The 15,309-nt window shown below is 57.2% G+C and carries 17 protein-coding genes; 6 read left to right on the top strand and 11 right to left on the bottom strand.

The genetic code is table 11. The features are described 5' to 3' along the window. From DWZ82_RS02760 to DWZ82_RS02745, 4 genes are all read right to left on the bottom strand, one after another. Positions 1-495 (bottom strand): GNAT family N-acetyltransferase, encoded by a 495-nt coding sequence (locus DWZ82_RS02760; protein ID WP_118478568.1) that lies wholly within the window; start codon positions 493-495, stop codon positions 1-3. 2 nt (positions 496-497) lie between these two features. Next, positions 498-1,271 (bottom strand): alpha/beta hydrolase, encoded by a 774-nt coding sequence (locus DWZ82_RS02755; protein ID WP_118478566.1) that lies wholly within the window; start codon positions 1,269-1,271, stop codon positions 498-500. 8 nt (positions 1,272-1,279) lie between these two features. Further along, the gene (locus DWZ82_RS02750; RefSeq protein WP_118478564.1) at positions 1,280-2,302 is read right to left on the bottom strand and encodes a LacI family DNA-binding transcriptional regulator; all 1,023 of its coding nucleotides are present in this window, start codon (positions 2,300-2,302) and stop codon (positions 1,280-1,282) included. A gap of 141 nt (positions 2,303-2,443) precedes the next feature. After that, positions 2,444-3,139, bottom strand: a complete 696-nt coding sequence (locus DWZ82_RS02745) for a 4Fe-4S binding protein (protein ID WP_117555249.1) — start codon at positions 3,137-3,139, stop codon at positions 2,444-2,446. 947 nt (positions 3,140-4,086) lie between these two features. On the opposite strand from DWZ82_RS02745, the gene DWZ82_RS02740 reads away from it, so the two are divergent. The 3 genes from DWZ82_RS02740 to DWZ82_RS02730 are packed head-to-tail and all read left to right on the top strand — an operon-like array spanning position 4,087 to position 7,523. Then, positions 4,087-4,755, top strand: coding sequence for a Crp/Fnr family transcriptional regulator (locus DWZ82_RS02740; protein WP_118478562.1), 669 nt, complete (start codon positions 4,087-4,089; stop codon positions 4,753-4,755). Between the two features lie 26 nt (positions 4,756-4,781). Continuing rightward, the gene (gene pepV, locus DWZ82_RS02735; protein WP_118478560.1) at positions 4,782-6,146 is read left to right on the top strand and encodes a dipeptidase PepV; all 1,365 of its coding nucleotides are present in this window, start codon (positions 4,782-4,784) and stop codon (positions 6,144-6,146) included. Positions 6,147-6,155: 9 nt separating this feature from the next. After that, a complete protein-coding gene (locus DWZ82_RS02730) occupies positions 6,156-7,523 on the top strand; it encodes an MATE family efflux transporter (RefSeq protein WP_118478558.1) in 1,368 nt (455 codons plus the stop codon). A 41-nt stretch (positions 7,524-7,564) separates the two neighbouring features. Here DWZ82_RS02730 and DWZ82_RS02725 read toward each other — a convergent pair whose 3' ends face one another. Further along, positions 7,565-8,287: a peptidoglycan recognition protein family protein gene (locus tag DWZ82_RS02725; RefSeq protein WP_243022864.1), complete on the bottom strand. Its 723-nt coding sequence runs from the start codon at positions 8,285-8,287 to the stop codon at positions 7,565-7,567. Between the two features lie 227 nt (positions 8,288-8,514). Between DWZ82_RS02725 and DWZ82_RS02720 the strand changes: the two genes are divergently transcribed. Further along, positions 8,515-9,105 carry a GerMN domain-containing protein gene (locus tag DWZ82_RS02720; RefSeq protein WP_118478556.1) on the top strand — a complete coding sequence of 197 codons (591 nt, stop codon included), beginning with the start codon at positions 8,515-8,517 and terminating at the stop codon, positions 9,103-9,105. 296 nt (positions 9,106-9,401) lie between these two features. Here DWZ82_RS02720 and thiE read toward each other — a convergent pair whose 3' ends face one another. The 5 genes from thiE to DWZ82_RS02695 are packed head-to-tail and all read right to left on the bottom strand — an operon-like array spanning position 9,402 to position 12,375. Further along, positions 9,402-10,034, bottom strand: a complete 633-nt coding sequence (gene thiE, locus DWZ82_RS02715) for a thiamine phosphate synthase (protein WP_118478554.1) — start codon at positions 10,032-10,034, stop codon at positions 9,402-9,404. Positions 10,035-10,055: 21 nt separating this feature from the next. After that, entirely contained in the window at positions 10,056-10,610 is a 555-nt protein-coding gene (locus tag DWZ82_RS02710; protein ID WP_117492115.1) for a DUF6652 family protein, read from the bottom strand. Between the two features lie 33 nt (positions 10,611-10,643). After that, the gene (locus tag DWZ82_RS02705) at positions 10,644-11,366 is read right to left on the bottom strand and encodes a nitrilase-related carbon-nitrogen hydrolase (RefSeq protein WP_158575060.1); all 723 of its coding nucleotides are present in this window, start codon (positions 11,364-11,366) and stop codon (positions 10,644-10,646) included. Beyond that, positions 11,363-11,839 carry a YbaK/EbsC family protein gene (locus tag DWZ82_RS02700; protein ID WP_118478550.1) on the bottom strand — a complete coding sequence of 159 codons (477 nt, stop codon included), beginning with the start codon at positions 11,837-11,839 and terminating at the stop codon, positions 11,363-11,365. The genes DWZ82_RS02705 and DWZ82_RS02700 overlap by 4 nt, the downstream gene beginning before the upstream one ends. Before the next feature lie 5 nt (positions 11,840-11,844). After that, the gene (locus DWZ82_RS02695; RefSeq protein WP_117492121.1) at positions 11,845-12,375 is read right to left on the bottom strand and encodes a DUF1836 domain-containing protein; all 531 of its coding nucleotides are present in this window, start codon (positions 12,373-12,375) and stop codon (positions 11,845-11,847) included. 392 nt (positions 12,376-12,767) lie between these two features. Here DWZ82_RS02695 and DWZ82_RS02690 point away from each other — a divergent pair, with 392 nt between their 5' ends. Both DWZ82_RS02690 and trhA read left to right on the top strand, forming a co-directional pair. Then, positions 12,768-13,733, top strand: coding sequence for a polysaccharide deacetylase family protein (locus DWZ82_RS02690; protein ID WP_118478546.1), 966 nt, complete (start codon positions 12,768-12,770; stop codon positions 13,731-13,733). Between the two features lie 401 nt (positions 13,734-14,134). Continuing rightward, complete coding sequence (trhA, locus tag DWZ82_RS02685) at positions 14,135-14,788, top strand: PAQR family membrane homeostasis protein TrhA (RefSeq protein ID WP_117492125.1); 654 nt, start codon at positions 14,135-14,137, stop codon at positions 14,786-14,788. Positions 14,789-14,815: 27 nt separating this feature from the next. Here the strand turns inward: trhA and DWZ82_RS15055 are convergent, their stop codons facing one another. Continuing rightward, positions 14,816-14,968 carry a hypothetical protein gene (locus DWZ82_RS15055; RefSeq protein ID WP_158575059.1) on the bottom strand — a complete coding sequence of 51 codons (153 nt, stop codon included), beginning with the start codon at positions 14,966-14,968 and terminating at the stop codon, positions 14,816-14,818. Between the last annotated feature and the right edge of the window lie 341 nt (positions 14,969-15,309).

Below are 15,309 nucleotides of genomic sequence, written 5' to 3'. Positions count from 1 at the left end.
TTACTTTTCTACTCGTTTCTGGAACGCCAGACGTTCTCCGCGCCCGTTTTCCAGCTCAATGACGCCGCAATAGGTATAGCCGAGCTTGTTCAGCAGACCCTGCATGGGCTTGTTGTTCGCGTGCGTGTCGATGCGGATGTTGCCGCACTGCTCCATGCACCAGTTCATGCAGAACGAAGCCGCGCCGTGCGTGCCCTTTGCCGCCGCGATACGGTGGACAACGCCGTACGGCGCATCGTCCAGCCAGGCGCCGCCGCGAATGACGCGGTAGGTCGGCTCGCCGTCGGTCGTAAACGCAAAGGTCGCTGCGATTTTGCCGTTGTCCTCGCAGACGTAGCTGCGGTGCAGTGCAAGATCCTTGTCCAGCATTTCCTGCGTCGGGAATCTGTCTCCCCACTGATCGGGATTGCCGTTTTCGCGCATAAATGCCCGCGCGTCCGCAAAAATTTTCTGCATCGCCGGAAGATCCTCCGGCCGGGCGTGTCGAATCTGCATTGTTATTCCTCCTTCAGCCATTCCGCGCAGAGTACCTGCCAGCGGTTTATATGCCGGTCGGGCACGCGCCCTTTCATCGGGTCTGCTGTCTCCAAATCCGCGAGCGCGAGTCCGTGCACGCCGTGCGGGAACAGGTGCAGCTCGTGGCTGATGTTCTCTCGGCGCAAAGCCGCCTCGAGCAGCAGCGTGTTCTCGACCGGAACGGTCGCGTCCGTCAGGGTGTGCCACAAAAATGTACGCGGCATGCGCGCGGAAACCAGCGTTTCCAGCGAAAATCTCCGCTGTTCCGCAGCATTTTCACCTGCCAGACGCACAAAGCTGCCGCGATGCGCATACGCTCCCGCCGAGACCACCGGATAGCACAGCACCGCCGCATTCGGTCGGTGCGCCTGCAAATCCGTGCCCGCAGGAAACCAGTCCGCGTCGTGCCACGTCGCCGCCAGCAGTCCCGCCAGATGGGCGCCCGCCGAAAATCCGCCGACCGCAATGCGGTCTGCCGCGATGCCGAGCTGTGCCGCATGTTCTCTCACCCAGGCGACAGACGCGGACAGCGTGTGCAGCGGCTTTACGCCAAGCGGCACCTCCGTGCAGTCGTACTCGAGCACGAACGCTTCCACACCGTCCCGCGCAAACGCACGCGCGACCGGTGCGCCCTCCCGGATGGAGCAGTATTCGTAGCCGCCGCCCGGGCACAGGATGAGCGCAGGCTTATTCCATCCGGCCGGTGCCGGAAAATGCGTCAAAACGCCGTGATCGAGCCGCAAAACCTCTTTCATCGCGCACCTCACACGTTGTAGCGGTTGCGGATATCAATGCACGCAAGAATGCGGTCGGTCTCCGGCTTTTCGCCTGCCAACAGGTAGTCCATGAGCAGCTCGATCGGACGTGCCCCCTGCAGGGCGGCATCCTGATCGATCAGGAAGTCGATGAGTCCGCGGCGGACATTCTCCGCATTTGCCGGAATCAAATCGTGGCAGATCAGGTGCACCTTGCCCTGTAAACCCAGTTCACGCAGCGCGTCGCACGCGCCGAGCTGACCGTTTACCGAAACGTACACACCGCGCAGCGACGGATGCTCCTGCACGGCGCGGCACACAATATCATGCGCCAGCTGCTGATCGTCCCCGCAGGTCTGCGGCGGCAGCAGACTCAAACCGGGGAAATTTGCGGCAGCCTCGGTCTGAAAGCCGTCCACACGCTGCTGATGTGACCAGTTGTTTTCCTGACCGGCAACCAACAGGACTTCCCCGTGACCGGCGAGCAGCAGGTCCATCAGACCGGCGCTCATGCGTCCGCACGCGAAATTGTCCACGCCGACATAGCACAGGCGGCCCGAGTCCGGCAGATCCGAGTTGAAGGTAACGACCGGCATGCGCCCGGACAGCTCCTGAATACGGGCGCGTATCCGCTCGTCCTCCGCCGGAGAAAGCGCGATGCCCTGCACGCCTGCCTCGAGCAGCTCGTCGATCACGTCCAGCTGCTGCTGTGCGTCGATGCCCTCAAGCGGCCGCACGAGAACCTCTGCGCCGGTGGTGGTAAAGTGCGCCGATGCGCGTTCGATCTCCTCAAATACCGTGTGCATGAACATGGTCTCGACCGACTGGACGATCACGCCGATCCTGATCGGGTTTTTCGCGCGTGCCAGCATGCGTCCCGCACGGTTCGGGCGGTAGCCTCGCTCTGCCGCAATGCGGCGCACGCGTGCCGCAACCTTGGGATCGACGCGTCCTCTGTCGTTAAGTGCCCGATCCACCGTGCCGCGGGAAACGCCCGCCAGCGCAGCGATCTCTGCCAAAGTGACTGCCATGAATTTTCGCTCCTACATACCGCGTTGCGCGGTGTCATTCCAAAGGCACCACCACACAATTTGACTGCGGTGTTACCTTTTTATTTTACACGTTTTGAACGAAAATTGCAAATGCAAATCAGTGAAATCGACAGAAATCGGTCAATCGTCCAGCAGTTCGCCCTTGATGGAAATGGTCTTCACCTGCCACGGCAGCAGCTTGCCGCAGTTCTGCAGCGCAGTGCGGACGGCATATTCCAGTCCGCCGCAGCACGGCACCTCCATGCGGACAACGGTTACGCTTTTGATGTTGTTCTGACGGAGGATTTCGGTCAGCTTCTCGCTGTAATCCACATCATCCAGCTTGGGACAGCCGACGAGCGTTACCTTCCCCCGGATAAAATCCTGATGGAAATTTGCGTACGCGTAAGCGGTGCAGTCTGCCGCGATGAGCAGGTTTGCGCCGTCAAAATAAGGCGCATTCACCGGCACGAGCTTAATCTGCACCGGCCACTGGCGCAGCTGGCTCGGCATCGGAATGAACGAGGTCGGCTGATTGACCGGGGCGTGTTCAATGCTCCGCGCCATGCTGCCCGGGCATCCGGTGTGCGGCTGAGATTTTGCCTGCATATTGGCCTGCACAGCGGCTTCGTCATAAGCGGCGGCTTCGCGCTCGACGAACGAGATGGCGCCGGTCGGACAGACCGGCAGGCAGTTGCCGAGGCCGTCGCAGTAGTCGTCGCGGAGCAGAGTGGCCTTGCCGTCCACCATGCCGATAGCGCCCTCGTGGCAGGCGTGGGCGCACAGGCCGCAGCCGTTGCATTTTTCTTTGTCGATTTCGATAATTTTGCGAATCATAGTGTTTTCTCCTTATATATCCGGTTTCTTGTTTTGAGATGGTTCCGCTGGGGCCAGCGGGGGGCCGCCTACCCGGCGGGGGCACAAGAGGGTAGACACCTGCGGTTTCCACCCTCTTGTGGATCACCCCTTTCCTATGAGGGCACGGCGAAATTTGCAGAGCTGAGACTCGCTAAGGAACGAGCGTACTGCTCATCTTCCGTAGGGGCGCACAGTGTGCGCCCATTTCTCGACCTCAGCCGCTCAAGCTGTTTTCGTACTGCCACACAGACCGGATACTCTCCGCAGGGCGCGGCATAACCGTGCCGCGCGATTCGTGAGCGCGTTGTTACAGACAGGGCCTGCGAAAATAATTTGTACCAAACGCCTAATCCGTAGGTGCCGTGCGTTACAACGTGCCAAAGAGTTGCGCGACACTGTTATGTCGCGCCTGCGTAGAGTAAACCGTATGTGTAGCAGTACGCTGTCTGTGAACTGCGAAAAGGCGGAGAAAGGCACGCTGAGGTAACCCGACTGCCGTACTCCTTTTCGCAGCGGTCACATGTCAGTAATCTGCGCCAGACTATCCCAAAAGGAAGTGGGAGTTAAGAGGGTAGAAACCTTGGTGTCTACCCTCTTGCCCCGCCGCGGGGCGCGGTGAATCCCCGCGCTCCGCAGAGCGCAACTCCCCGCTGAGGTTCAGCGGAAAACTCCCCGCCCGTTAGGGGCGAACACGCCTGCGGCAGTTCGAGTGCCCCGCTGGGTCGGTGCAGAGAAAGGTGCCGCCCGGATTGGGCGAACACGCTAACGCAGTTCGCGCACCCCGGTCAGCCGGTGCTGAAAAAGCTGCCGCCCCGTTCGGGCGAACACGCCTGCGGCAGTTCGAGTGCCCCACTTGACTTTACGCTCATATCTTACTATACTGAGAAGGCAAAGTATGTTGTCACAACAACAAAACAGGAGGAAATATGAACCTGTCCATCCTTGCGCGCTGTGATCTGTTCCGCGGCATTGAAACCGCAGAATTATCCCCGCTTTTGCGCCGTCTGCACGCCTGCACGCGTGAATTTGACAAATTTCAGCCGATTTACCGCGTCGGCGATACCGCGCATGCGCTGTGCATTCTGCTCTCGGGCGGCGTGAATATCGAGCGCTGCGACGCATGGGGCCACAAGACGCTGCTCGATCACATTACGCCCGGTTCGGTATTCGCTGAAACGTACGCCTGCGTCCCCGGCACGCCCATGATGGTCTCTGCGGTGGCGGACGAGCCGTCCGAGGTGCTGTTCCTGCCGAGCGAAATGTTGCTCTCCTCTGCCGCGCAGGACAGCGCGCACAGTGTGCTTTTACGCAACCTTCTGGACGTCACTGCGCAGAAAAACCTGCTTTTGACGCGAAAAATCTTCCACACAAGTCCGAAATCCATGCGCGGCAAGCTGCTGTCGTACCTGTCCGCGCAGGCGGTGCAGCACGGCTCGGACACGTTCGACATCCCGTTTGACCGTCAGCAGCTGGCCGACTACCTCGGCGTCGACCGCAGTGCGCTGTCCGCCGAGCTGAGCCGCATGCAGCGCGACGGACTTATCTCATACAAAAAGAGCCATTTTGTGCTCAACCATTCCCCATCCGATGAATAATCCACCCTGTTAAGGAGGTTTTTGTTATGAACTGCAAACCCTATATCCGTGCGCACGCGGACGAACTGCTGGAAAGTCTTGCCGCGCTCGTGCGCATACCGAGCGTAGAAGGCGTGCCGGAAGAGCATGCGCCATTCGGTCGTGAGCCTGCCCGTGCGCTGCACGAAACGCTTGCGCTCTGCGAAAAGCTGGGCTTCCAGACCGGCAATATGGACGACCGCGTCGGCTGGTGCGAGTACGGCGAGGGCGAGGAAATGGTGGCTGTGCTCGGTCATCTGGACGTTGTGCCCGCCGGCGACGGCTGGACCGAGACCGAGCCGTTTTCCGGCGAAATCAAAAACGGCCGTATTTACGGACGCGGCACGATGGACGACAAGGGCCCGATGGTAGCGGCCATCTACGCGCTGGCGGCGCTCAAGGATGCCGGATTTGCCCCCTCCAAGCGCATCCGTCTGCTGTTCGGCACCAACGAGGAGACCGGCTGCGGCGATATGTCGTGGTACGTTTCGCATGGCGGCGAGCTGCCGGTGTACGGCTTCACGCCGGACGGCGAATACCCGATCATCAACGGCGAAAAGGGCATTCTCAACGGCACTTACAGCCGAAAGCTGCACCAGACCGGCGATTACCGCCTGACAAAGTTCGAGGGCGGTGCCGCCTCCAACATCTCGCCCGCGTATGCGGCGGCGGAGCTGCAGTGTCCGGCGGACGCGGCTTCCAAAATCTCGGCGGACAAGGTAACCGTCACACCGATCGAGGGCGGCATCCGCGTGGAAGCCGAGGGCATTGCCGTTCACGGCTCGACCCCGGAGCAGGGCGAGAATGCCATCGGACGGCTGGCGCAGGCACTCAATCAGCTGCCGCTGACCGGCGAGCTTGGCGACTGCATGGCATTTGTGGCAGAGCGCATCGGCATGGAGGTACACGGCGAGTCCCTCGGTCTCGCCATGCGCGATGAGCTGTCCGGCCCGCTGACGCTCAACCTCGGCGTGGCAAAATTTGAGCAGGAAACGCTGTCGCTCGTTTTCTCGGTGCGCTACCCGGTCACCCTGAAATACGAGCGCGTGTACCCGCGTCTGTCGCGCGGCTTCACGCTCGGCGGCTTTACCGAAACCGAGCTGACGCACGCGGCGGCTATTTACATGCCGCCCGAAAGCGAACTCATCCGCAGACTGTCCAAGATATATGAGGAGCAGACCGGCGAGAAGGCGGAGCTCAAGAGCATCGGCGGCGGCACCTATGCCAAGTCCATGCCGAACCTTGTCGCATTTGGCCCGATCTTCCCCGGTGATGAGGTGCGCGAGCACAAGCCGGACGAGTACATGGAGATCGAGCGCGTGCTGCAGAACGCGGAAATCATCGCGGCGGCAATGTACGAACTGGCAAAGTAAGGAGATTGTATGAGCAGAGAGACAAATATGACGGTCGGCCGTCCGACAAAACTCATTCTCGGACTGGCCGTACCACTGATTTTGACAAATGTCGGTCAGCAGCTGTACACAGTCGCAGACGCGTCCATCGTCGGGCGCGGTGTCGGTGTGGAGGCGCTGGCCGCACTCGGCGCGACCGACTGGCTGTACTGGCTGGTGCTGTGGACCGTGCAGGCCATGACGCAGGGCTTTTCCGTGCTCGTGTCGCAGACCTTCGGCTCGAACGATAAGAAGGGACTGCGCAAGGCCATCACCATGTCCGTGCTGCTGTGCGCGGCAGTCGGCATCCTGCTGACCGTGGTGTTCGTGTCCTCGGCAGGCTGGCTGCTGCACCTGCTGGACACGCCCGAGAACATCTATGACGGCGCGCACATTTATTTAACCATGATGTATGCGGGCACGCTCATCACGATGGCGTACAACATGGCAGCAGCGATTCTCCGCGCACTCGGAGACGGAAAAAGTCCGCTTATTGCCATGTTTACTGCCGGATGTCTGAACATTGTGCTCGATCTGCTGTTTGTTATCCGCTTCGGCTGGGGCATTCCGGGCGCTGCCGCCGCGACACTGCTCGCGCAGCTGTTTGCATTCGCGTACTGCGTCAATGCGCTGCGGAAAATCCCGGCTGCGTCCGTCGAAAAGCCGGACTGGCAGCCGGACAGCAGTGTGATCCGGCGGCTGTGCCACCTTGGTCTGCCGCTTGCGCTGCAGCATTTCGTCATCGTCATCAGCGGCATCATCATGCAGGCGGTTATCAACACCTGCGGCTTTGTGTTCCTCGCGGGCTTTACCGCGACCAACAAGCTGCACGGTCTGATGGACTGCTCCGCGTCCGCGTTCGGCTACGCCGCCTCGACCTACACCGGTCAGAACTGGGGCGCAAACCGGCTTGACCGCGTGCGAATGGGTGTCCGCTCGACGCTTGTGCTGGCACTCAGCTTTTCCGCGCTGCTGGCGGCGGGCATGATCCTGTTCGGCCGTCACGTTGTCGCGCTGTTCATCTCCGCGGATGCTGCCAACGCCGCCGAGGCGCTGTCGGTCGCGTACGATTATCTGGTCGTCATGAGCACGTTTTTGCTGTCCGCCTATGTGCTGCACACCTACCGCTCGGCCCTGCAGGGAATGGGCTTTACGACCGCGCCCATGCTCTCCGGTCTGACCGAGTTCGCAGGCCGTGTGGGTGCATCGCTGCTGCTGACCAAGGTCATCGGCGAGCGCGGTCTGTTCTACACGGACGCGGCTGCGTGGACATTCGCAGCGGTATTCCTTGCGGCATCGTACTATATCCAGCTGTTTATCATCCGAAAAAAGGGTCTGACCTATCAGAATACAAAGTAACAAAAAGAGGCTGTAAGAGATACTTACAGCCTCTTTTGCACTTATTCGCCGTAGATTCCGGCGCGGTCGTTGATAACCAGCGTACGGAGCAGTTCTTCGGTCAGGTCGAGTTTTCCGTGCTCATCGCCAAGCAGCCAGCCCTTGCGCGTCAGCTTCTCGACAGTCGGCTTCGCCCACGCGGGAACGGCGGAAACACTGTTGTACATCCTGCGGGTGCTCTCGATGATCTTCTTTACCTCGGCTTCGGTCATGTCAGGTTCCTCCTTTTTCTGTAACCCCTGCTTGAATGCTGTCCACGCGGATGCGCTCTCGACGAACGGCGCAGGACAGTTTTTGTGCGTAACATCGTAGTGGCGCACAACATTTTCGATTGGAATACCGTACTTTGTCATCAAACCTCGCACAAGCGTCTGTGCTCGGCGCACGGTCTCGGGCATAAAGTAGAATTTCTCGCCGTTTTTGCGGCTGCACAGCTCTATGCCGATACTGTTCGCGTTGCGGCAGTACGGATGAAAATAGGTGCCGCGCGTGCCGCAGTGCCATGCAATATCCGCGTCGCGGACCGACTGCCAGACCTCGTTTTCGTCCACAAAATAGTGCGCTGAGGTCGAAATCTCCGCCCGAGCGAAGTAATCCGCATTATTTTTTGCGGTATCGCCGTCGTTCGCCGTAAAGTGAATCACCAGATAGCAGATATCCTCCTTTCCGCGTGCGGATCGGCGGTAGTTGCCGCTGTGCGCCTGTTTGAATGCAATGTTCATCATTGCGTCACCTCCTTCAACCCTATGCCGGATGGAGGCGAAAATTGACCGTGAATGGTCAACTTTTTTGAAAATTTTCGAGAAATTTTTCTGCACCCCAACGGATCGGTGCCAAAAAACAGAGGACGCCCAGACCGGGGCAAAAAGCCGCCGTTTGTTAACGGTATATCCCTTGTATTTTCCCGTCCGGCTTGATACAATAGGCTTATAAAAGAAAGGAGGCGTTTACAATGAAACGCTCAAAAGTTATTACAGCCGTAATTGCGATCATTGCAGTAGTCGCCGCAGCCTGTGTATATGGATATGTCCGCAGCAAGCCCGCCGATGAGCCGGAAAAGCCTGCTGTTACCAAGCCGGAGAACCCGACCACGCCGAACAACAGCAATTCCGGCAAACCGTCCGATTCCAAGACAAATGAACCTGCCGTACAGCCGGAAAATCCCAATCCGAGCGGCACGGAATCGGTCACGATCTACGTTCCGGATGAACAGGGTGAAACACTCACGCCGACCGGCGCAGACGCGAAGGACGACTCCGACCAGTCGCTCGTGGATGCGCTCATCGCCGCAGGCTCGCTGCCCGAGGGCGTCAAGGTGCAGTCCTCGTCGCTCGAGAACGGCACGCTCACGCTCGACATGAATGCCGCCTTCGGCGAGGCGATCCGCGCCTCCGGCACCGCCGGTGAAACGCTCAAGATCTACGCACTGGTCAACACGTTCGCGCAGGCGCGTGGCGCAACCGCAGTGCTCATCACCGTGGACGGCAAGGTGCTCGAAAGCGGACACGAGGTCTACGATTACGCGATCGAGCCAAACAACTGACCTGCAAAAGAAAAGCTCCGAAACGCCTGTTTCGGAGCTTTTCGGCTGTCGCGAAACTACAGTTTCGCCGACAAGCAGGAACGGACCGTAGGCCGTTCCAAAGTCGTCCAAAAGTTCCCATACGGAAACTTTTTCCCTCTTAAGGTATAAAAAACGAGATACACGCTCCCGGTTTTTATGAATTTGCAAAGCAAATTCTATTTAACGCGCGCTACCGCGCGTTATGATAAAATTGGTTCAATACCGACTTTTTTAACAAACTGAAAGCTCCGAAACGCCTGTTTCGGAGCTTTTTCTTACTTATTCATCATTTTCAGGAACTTTTCCTTGATATGCGCGGCTGCCGCGCACGGATCGTCCGCCTTCATGACGGCAGAGACCACGGCGATGCCCTTGATGGGGCTGTCAGCCAACACGTCCATGTTATCCGCGTTCAGGCCGCCGATGGCAACCACCGGAATCGGGACCGCGCGGCACACATCGTTCAGCACGGAGACCGGCGTAACCTTGGTGGTAACGTGGGTAGTCGTCGGGTAAATGGCGCCGGTGCCGAGGTAATCCGCGCCGTCGTTGTACGCGGCAACGGCTGCTTCGACCGTCTTGGCGGTCGCGCCGACGATCTTATCCGGGCCGAGCAGCCTGCGGCAGACTGCCACCGGCAGGTCGCTCGCGCCGACGTGTACGCCAGCCGCATCGCAGGCAATGGCAACATCCACGCGGTCGTCGATGATGAGCGGCACGCTGTAGCGGTCGGTGATAGACTTGACCTGCTGCGCCAGCTCAAGGTAGCTGCGTCCGCCGGTGTCCTTCTCGCGGAGCTGAATGAGCGTTGCACCGCCCCTGCACGCCTCGTCCACCGCGCGGAGCAGGGTCTCGGTCGTGTGGTAGGTACTGTCCGTAATGACATATAATGTAGGATCAAACTGCATGATAATACTCCTTTTTTGAACTTATTGTGCCGTTTCGCATTCTTTTACCGTCTTGCGAATGAAAAACAGGCTGATCACATCAACAACGTAAATAAACTGGGAAATGACCTGCCGGACTGCGGTTCCGGTGCTGATTTTACCCTGCCTGCGCGCGTGCAGGATGAGCGCAATGCAGTAGCCGGACGAAGCCATCATGGCAAACCAGGCAACCAGCATTTGTAAGAGCACGACCGGCAGCGTCATCGGGAAAATCAGCGTAAACATGCCGTAAATCATGCCGAAAAAGAAATTCAGCAGGAACATTGGAATCGCGATGCACTTCATTGCAATGATGCAGCGCCACAGCGTCTGCCGCACCGCCGGGTCGGACAGCCGCCTGTACATCACAGCAGCGCAAATCAGATTGCAGATTGCCAACGGCCCAATAAGCAGCCAGAACAGGAATAATCCCATCTGAAATATGTCCTTATCCGTTCCTTGCGCCACAAAAGCGCACAGAAATTCGCCTGCATACGACAGCGCCAGACCGACAAAGCAAACGATTTCGCAGATGCTGAAAAACTTTGCAGCCTTCATCCCCTCTCCCCTTTCACCGCATGTTAATTTTCATCAATTTATTTTCACGATAAGCAAATCCTGTTCTTCCCCGAGTTCGCCGAGCGCGGTGCCGTCCGGCTGAAACGCCATGCTGTGCCCGACAAATTTTCCGGGCGCATACTGGTCTGCGCCGAGCACGGTCAGGCCGTTCTCGATGGCTCGCGCGCACAGCAGGGTGCGCCAGTGCAGCAGCTTGTTTTCGCCCTGCACCCAGCCCGCCGGAACGAACAGCGTCTCGGCGCCGCGCGCCTTCTGCTCGGCGGCAAGCGCCGGAAACCGAAGCTCGAAACAGGTAATGATGCCCAGTTTTCCGACAGGTGTCTCGATGGGCGAAAACGGCTTATCCCCTGCCCGGCACTCATCGGATTCCCGATAGCCGAACGCATCGTACAAACGGTTTTTGCGGTGCGTTCCGCGCAGGCTGCCGCGGTCGTCAAGCACCGCAATCGTGTTGTACGGCAGACCGTCCGTGCGCTCGTACATGCCTGCGGCAATCCACAGGCCGTATCTCCTGCAAAGCTCACCGAGCGCAATAATGAACGGGCCGTCACACGGCTCTGCGGCCTCGATATTTTTCGACCGTGCGTTCACTTTTGCGTAATACATGCTGTATTCCGGCAAAAACAGCATTTTCGCTCCATTTTCTGCTGCCGTTTGTGCAAGGCGTTCTATTTCCCTGAGATTGGCAGTTTTGTCCTCCCCGGCGCTGAACTGCCCGATGGCAACCGTACTCACGCCTCTCTCCAGCCCTTGCAGATGTCCACCCATGCCTTGAAACCGGAGAATTTCTCCAGTTCCGGGATGGTGACCTCGATGGCTGAGTTGGACGAGCCGCACGCCGGGAATACCGTCTCGAACCGTCGGAGCGATTCATCGAGATAGACCGTCACGCCGCCATTCACACCGAACGGGCACACGCCGCCGACCGCATGGCCGATCTCCGGCTCGACCTCCTCAAACGCAAGCATCCGCGCCTTGCAGCCGAACCGCGCCTTGTACTTCGGGTTGTCGATCTTGGTGTCGCCTGCCGCAACGATGAGGATCACGCCGTCATTCGTGCGGAACGACAGCGTTTTTGCGATGCGTGCCGGTTCGCAGTGGGCGGCTTCGGCAGCAAGCTCCACGGTCGCGCTGGATACCGGGAATTCGATCACGCGATCCTCTGCGCCGAACTGACGCAGATACGCTTTTGCTTTTTCGATGGACATGGGTCTCAATCTCCTTCTGTCTGCTGCGGGATATCGTCGATCATGCTTTCGCACAGCCGACGTAAATAATTTGCAATTTCGCTGAGCGCAAGGCATGTGCACAGCCGCTCCTCCGGGTCATCCGGCGTCTCGGGCAGCTGGGCGGTCAGCAGCGGCGGAATCGCCTCACGCATGCGCTTCTTGTCCGCGAGCAGATGCTCGTAGCACGCCGCAAAGTCCACATCGTCCCGACCGGTCAGCGCCTTCACATCGTTTAAGCGCAGCGTCTGCTTCAAATGATACACGCAGAGCAGCTGCATGATCTGCTGGCGCGTGTATTTTTTGCCCTTCACCGGCGTCATAAGCCCTTCCTTGACGTAGTTGTTGACCATGGTTTTTGTCAGCAGCTTATCCTCCGGCGTGCGCTTGCTGCCCGATAAGCACTGATCGAACAGCGTCAGCACCTGATCCATATACAGGTCAAGCTGCGGCACCTCGTCGGGCATGATATCGCGGTCGGCAAAGACCGCTTCTATGGTTTTCTCCAGCCGCGGCATGGCGTTCACCTCATCTTTTACAAAATATCGAGGCAACACCGAACAATTAAAGCTGCGGCTCCTTGTGCAGGCTCCGGTCGCACTGCCGCGGCGCTTTACGGAAATTTTTTGCCCTGACTTCGTTGTGAGTTCACGGTAATACATCAAGTATTACCGCAAACTCACGCCTCGTCAGAACGCAAAATTTACTCGCAAATCGCTCTTGTTCAATTATGCGGTGTTACCTTGCAACTACAGTACCGAACGGAAACACGCAATTTTTCGTCTGCCCGTGCGGCCTGCAATGCTATTATTATAAGCCTTTTGCGCGCTTCACGCAAGAGTTATACCGCTCGACAAATCCACTGTAATATGATATACTGGATGGACAATAAGCGGTAGGAGGCTTACATATGAAAAAATTCTGGCAACGCCTGGTCCTTTTCGGACTGACAGGTGCATTTTTTGTATCCTGCATTAGCTGCAGCGCGGCAAATACTGCCTCGAAAGTTCCGATTCTGATGTACCACAACCTGACGAACGACCCGTCCGCCGTGACGAGCATGACCATCACCGGCGAGCGGTTTCAGGAGGACATGGAATATCTGGAATACAACGGCTACACGCCGCTGCTCTCGGCGGATTTGATCGACATCCGAGCCGGAAAGGAAGCCATGCCCGAGCGGCCGGTCATGATCACCTTTGACGACGGTTATCGCTCCAATTACGATATTGCGTACCCGATTCTGCAGAAAACCGGCATGAAAGCCGTCATTGCACTGATCGGCAAAAGCATCCGCGCAAACGACAACACGGAAGCGAACCGCTTTTTCCTCAAGTGGGATGAGGCAGCCGAAATGGCCGACAGCGGTCTGGTGGAGCTGGCCTCTCACACCTACAACCTGCACAACCCGCAGTACGGCGGACTGACCGCACCGGACGGCATCAACGGCATCCAGCGGCTGAAGGGCGAGTCGCAGGCGGCGTATAACAAGCGCGTCGGCGAGGACCTCAAGCAGAGCATTGACCTCATCACGCAAAATACCAGCCAGAAAAACGTGCTGTTTTTCGCATATCCGTTCGGCGCGCGCGATGCGTGGATGCAGCCGCTGCTGCAGAAAAACGGTATTCAGGTCAGCGTACTGACCAACACCGGAACGGCGTCTATCCGGCGCGGATTGACCGATCTGCCGCGTTACCGCATCACGATGGACACCAAACTGAGCGATATTCTTCCGGCGAACCCGAACGCCTCGCACGATATTACCGTGCGGGCGCACATGCCGACCATGATCAAGAATGAGAAAATCCGGCAGGAAGTCGCCCGGCACCTTCCCGCGCAGGAGAGAACCATAAAAATTCCGAAATCGTATACCTGATTGTCCAAGCACTGTCTTTGATTAACAAAGACGGTGCTTGAGACTGTCGAAAAACTTTGTTTTCCGAACAGCCTCTCGCTCGAAACCACGCTTTCGAGCGAATCTCGAAGAAAAACCACGTCCTGCGGACACATTTTTTCTTCCCTTGTATAAATTCCGAGATACATGCTCCCGGAATTTATGAATTTGCAAAGCAAATTCGATTGAATGCGTGCTGCCGCACGAAGCATAAAAATCGAATATTGCTTTTTCGACAAGCTGAAGCACTGTCTTTGATTAACAAAGACGGTGCTTTTTTCATGGTGACAATTTGGAGAAAGCACTTGCAATTTTCGGAAAATGTGGTATCATAACAGATGTGATATAGTTTTTAACTCTACATAGCAAAAGGAGGAGTTTGTATGCCTCGTGCATTTCTCAAGGCCCGTGAGCCGTTTTCCAGTTACTCTCATTTCATCGGTGCGGTGCTCAGCGGCGCCGGACTGTTCGTGCTGCTCGTGCGGCTGCTGTTCGATTCGTCCGTCACCGGCTCGCTGGCGGCGGCTGCCGTGGTGTTCTGCCTGTCGCTGATCGCGCTGTACTCCGCAAGCAGCGTGTACCATTTCTCCGGCCGCGGCGAAGCCGTCCTGCGGCGGCTGAAAAAACTTGACCACAGCATGATCTATGTGCTGATCGCGGGCAGCTATACGCCGATTATTCTCAAATTCATGCCTGCGCCGCGCAGCTATATCTTTCTTGGCGTGATCTGGCTGATTGCGCTAACCGGCATTGCCATCAAGCTGCTGTGGATTGACGCGCCGCGTCTCATCGGCACCGCGCTGTACCTCGCGCTTGGCTGGGCAATCGCGTTTGATTTCGGGGTTGTGCTGTCCATGCCCGCGCCTGCCATTGCCCTGCTGGCTGCCGGAGGTCTGTCGTATACGGTCGGCGGCGTGATCTATATCGCCAAAAAGCCGAATTTAGGAAAAATGATCGGGTTTCATGAGCTGTTTCACCTGTTCGTAATCGTCGGCAGCGTTTGTCATTATCTGATGGTGTTTCTTTATGTACTATAACAAACGAGCCGTGAATCTTCATGTGATTCACGGCTCGTTTTTGTTTTCATCCGCACCCGGCAAACCATTTTTATTACTGCTATGGCGGAACACTCCATAATTCGGATGCTTTATCCACGGATGATCCGGCTCTGTACCATAATTATTCCGTATATATTTTTCTAACTCCGCTCGATCCATACTGCCATCTCCATTCCCCGGTTTATATTAAGGCAACACCGCACAATTAAAGCGGCGGTGCTTTGCGGAAATTTTGTGCTCTGACTTTGTTGCAGTTTCACGGTAATACATCAAGTATTACCGCAAAACTGTGCCTCGTCAGTACGCAAAATTTACTCGCAAATCACTCTTGTTCAATTATGCGGTATTGCCTTAAAATATCATACTCTCCGTATCGCCTGCAATCTTTTCAAAATCTCTTCCCATACATTATTCAAAAAAGTGCTTCTTACCGATTGACAAAAATATGGATTTGCAATATACTCTTAATTAAGAAGTAATACTAATAAAGGAGGTGCATT

Origin of the sequence: Butyricicoccus sp. AF35-5AC, assembly GCF_003477715.1 — a bacterium.
Lineage (GTDB): Bacteria > Bacillota > Clostridia > Oscillospirales > Butyricicoccaceae > Agathobaculum > Agathobaculum butyriciproducens.
Note: the sequence above shows the minus strand (reverse complement) of the source record. Positions and strands in the feature narration are given on the sequence as shown.

Bases quoted from the DNA above. Each gene is read 5' to 3' on its own strand.
- DWZ82_RS02760 (WP_118478568.1), bottom strand. From the start codon at position 495: ATGCAGATTCGACACGCCCGGCCGGAGGATCTTCCGGCGATGCAGAAA.
- DWZ82_RS02755 (WP_118478566.1), bottom strand. From the start codon at position 1,271: ATGAAAGAGGTTTTGCGGCTCGATCACGGCGTTTTGACGCATTTTCCG.
- DWZ82_RS02750 (WP_118478564.1), bottom strand. From the start codon at position 2,302: ATGGCAGTCACTTTGGCAGAGATCGCTGCGCTGGCGGGCGTTTCCCGC.
- DWZ82_RS02745 (WP_117555249.1), bottom strand. From the start codon at position 3,139: ATGATTCGCAAAATTATCGAAATCGACAAAGAAAAATGCAACGGCTGC.
- DWZ82_RS02740 (WP_118478562.1), top strand. From the start codon at position 4,087: ATGAACCTGTCCATCCTTGCGCGCTGTGATCTGTTCCGCGGCATTGAA.
- pepV (WP_118478560.1), top strand. From the start codon at position 4,782: ATGAACTGCAAACCCTATATCCGTGCGCACGCGGACGAACTGCTGGAA.
- DWZ82_RS02730 (WP_118478558.1), top strand. From the start codon at position 6,156: ATGAGCAGAGAGACAAATATGACGGTCGGCCGTCCGACAAAACTCATT.
- DWZ82_RS02725 (WP_243022864.1), bottom strand. From the start codon at position 8,287: ATGATGAACATTGCATTCAAACAGGCGCACAGCGGCAACTACCGCCGA.
- DWZ82_RS02720 (WP_118478556.1), top strand. From the start codon at position 8,515: ATGAAACGCTCAAAAGTTATTACAGCCGTAATTGCGATCATTGCAGTA.
- thiE (WP_118478554.1), bottom strand. From the start codon at position 10,034: ATGCAGTTTGATCCTACATTATATGTCATTACGGACAGTACCTACCAC.
- DWZ82_RS02710 (WP_117492115.1), bottom strand. From the start codon at position 10,610: ATGAAGGCTGCAAAGTTTTTCAGCATCTGCGAAATCGTTTGCTTTGTC.
- DWZ82_RS02700 (WP_118478550.1), bottom strand. From the start codon at position 11,839: ATGTCCATCGAAAAAGCAAAAGCGTATCTGCGTCAGTTCGGCGCAGAG.
- DWZ82_RS02695 (WP_117492121.1), bottom strand. From the start codon at position 12,375: ATGCCGCGGCTGGAGAAAACCATAGAAGCGGTCTTTGCCGACCGCGAT.
- DWZ82_RS02690 (WP_118478546.1), top strand. From the start codon at position 12,768: ATGAAAAAATTCTGGCAACGCCTGGTCCTTTTCGGACTGACAGGTGCA.
- trhA (WP_117492125.1), top strand. From the start codon at position 14,135: ATGCCTCGTGCATTTCTCAAGGCCCGTGAGCCGTTTTCCAGTTACTCT.
- DWZ82_RS15055 (WP_158575059.1), bottom strand. From the start codon at position 14,968: ATGGATCGAGCGGAGTTAGAAAAATATATACGGAATAATTATGGTACA.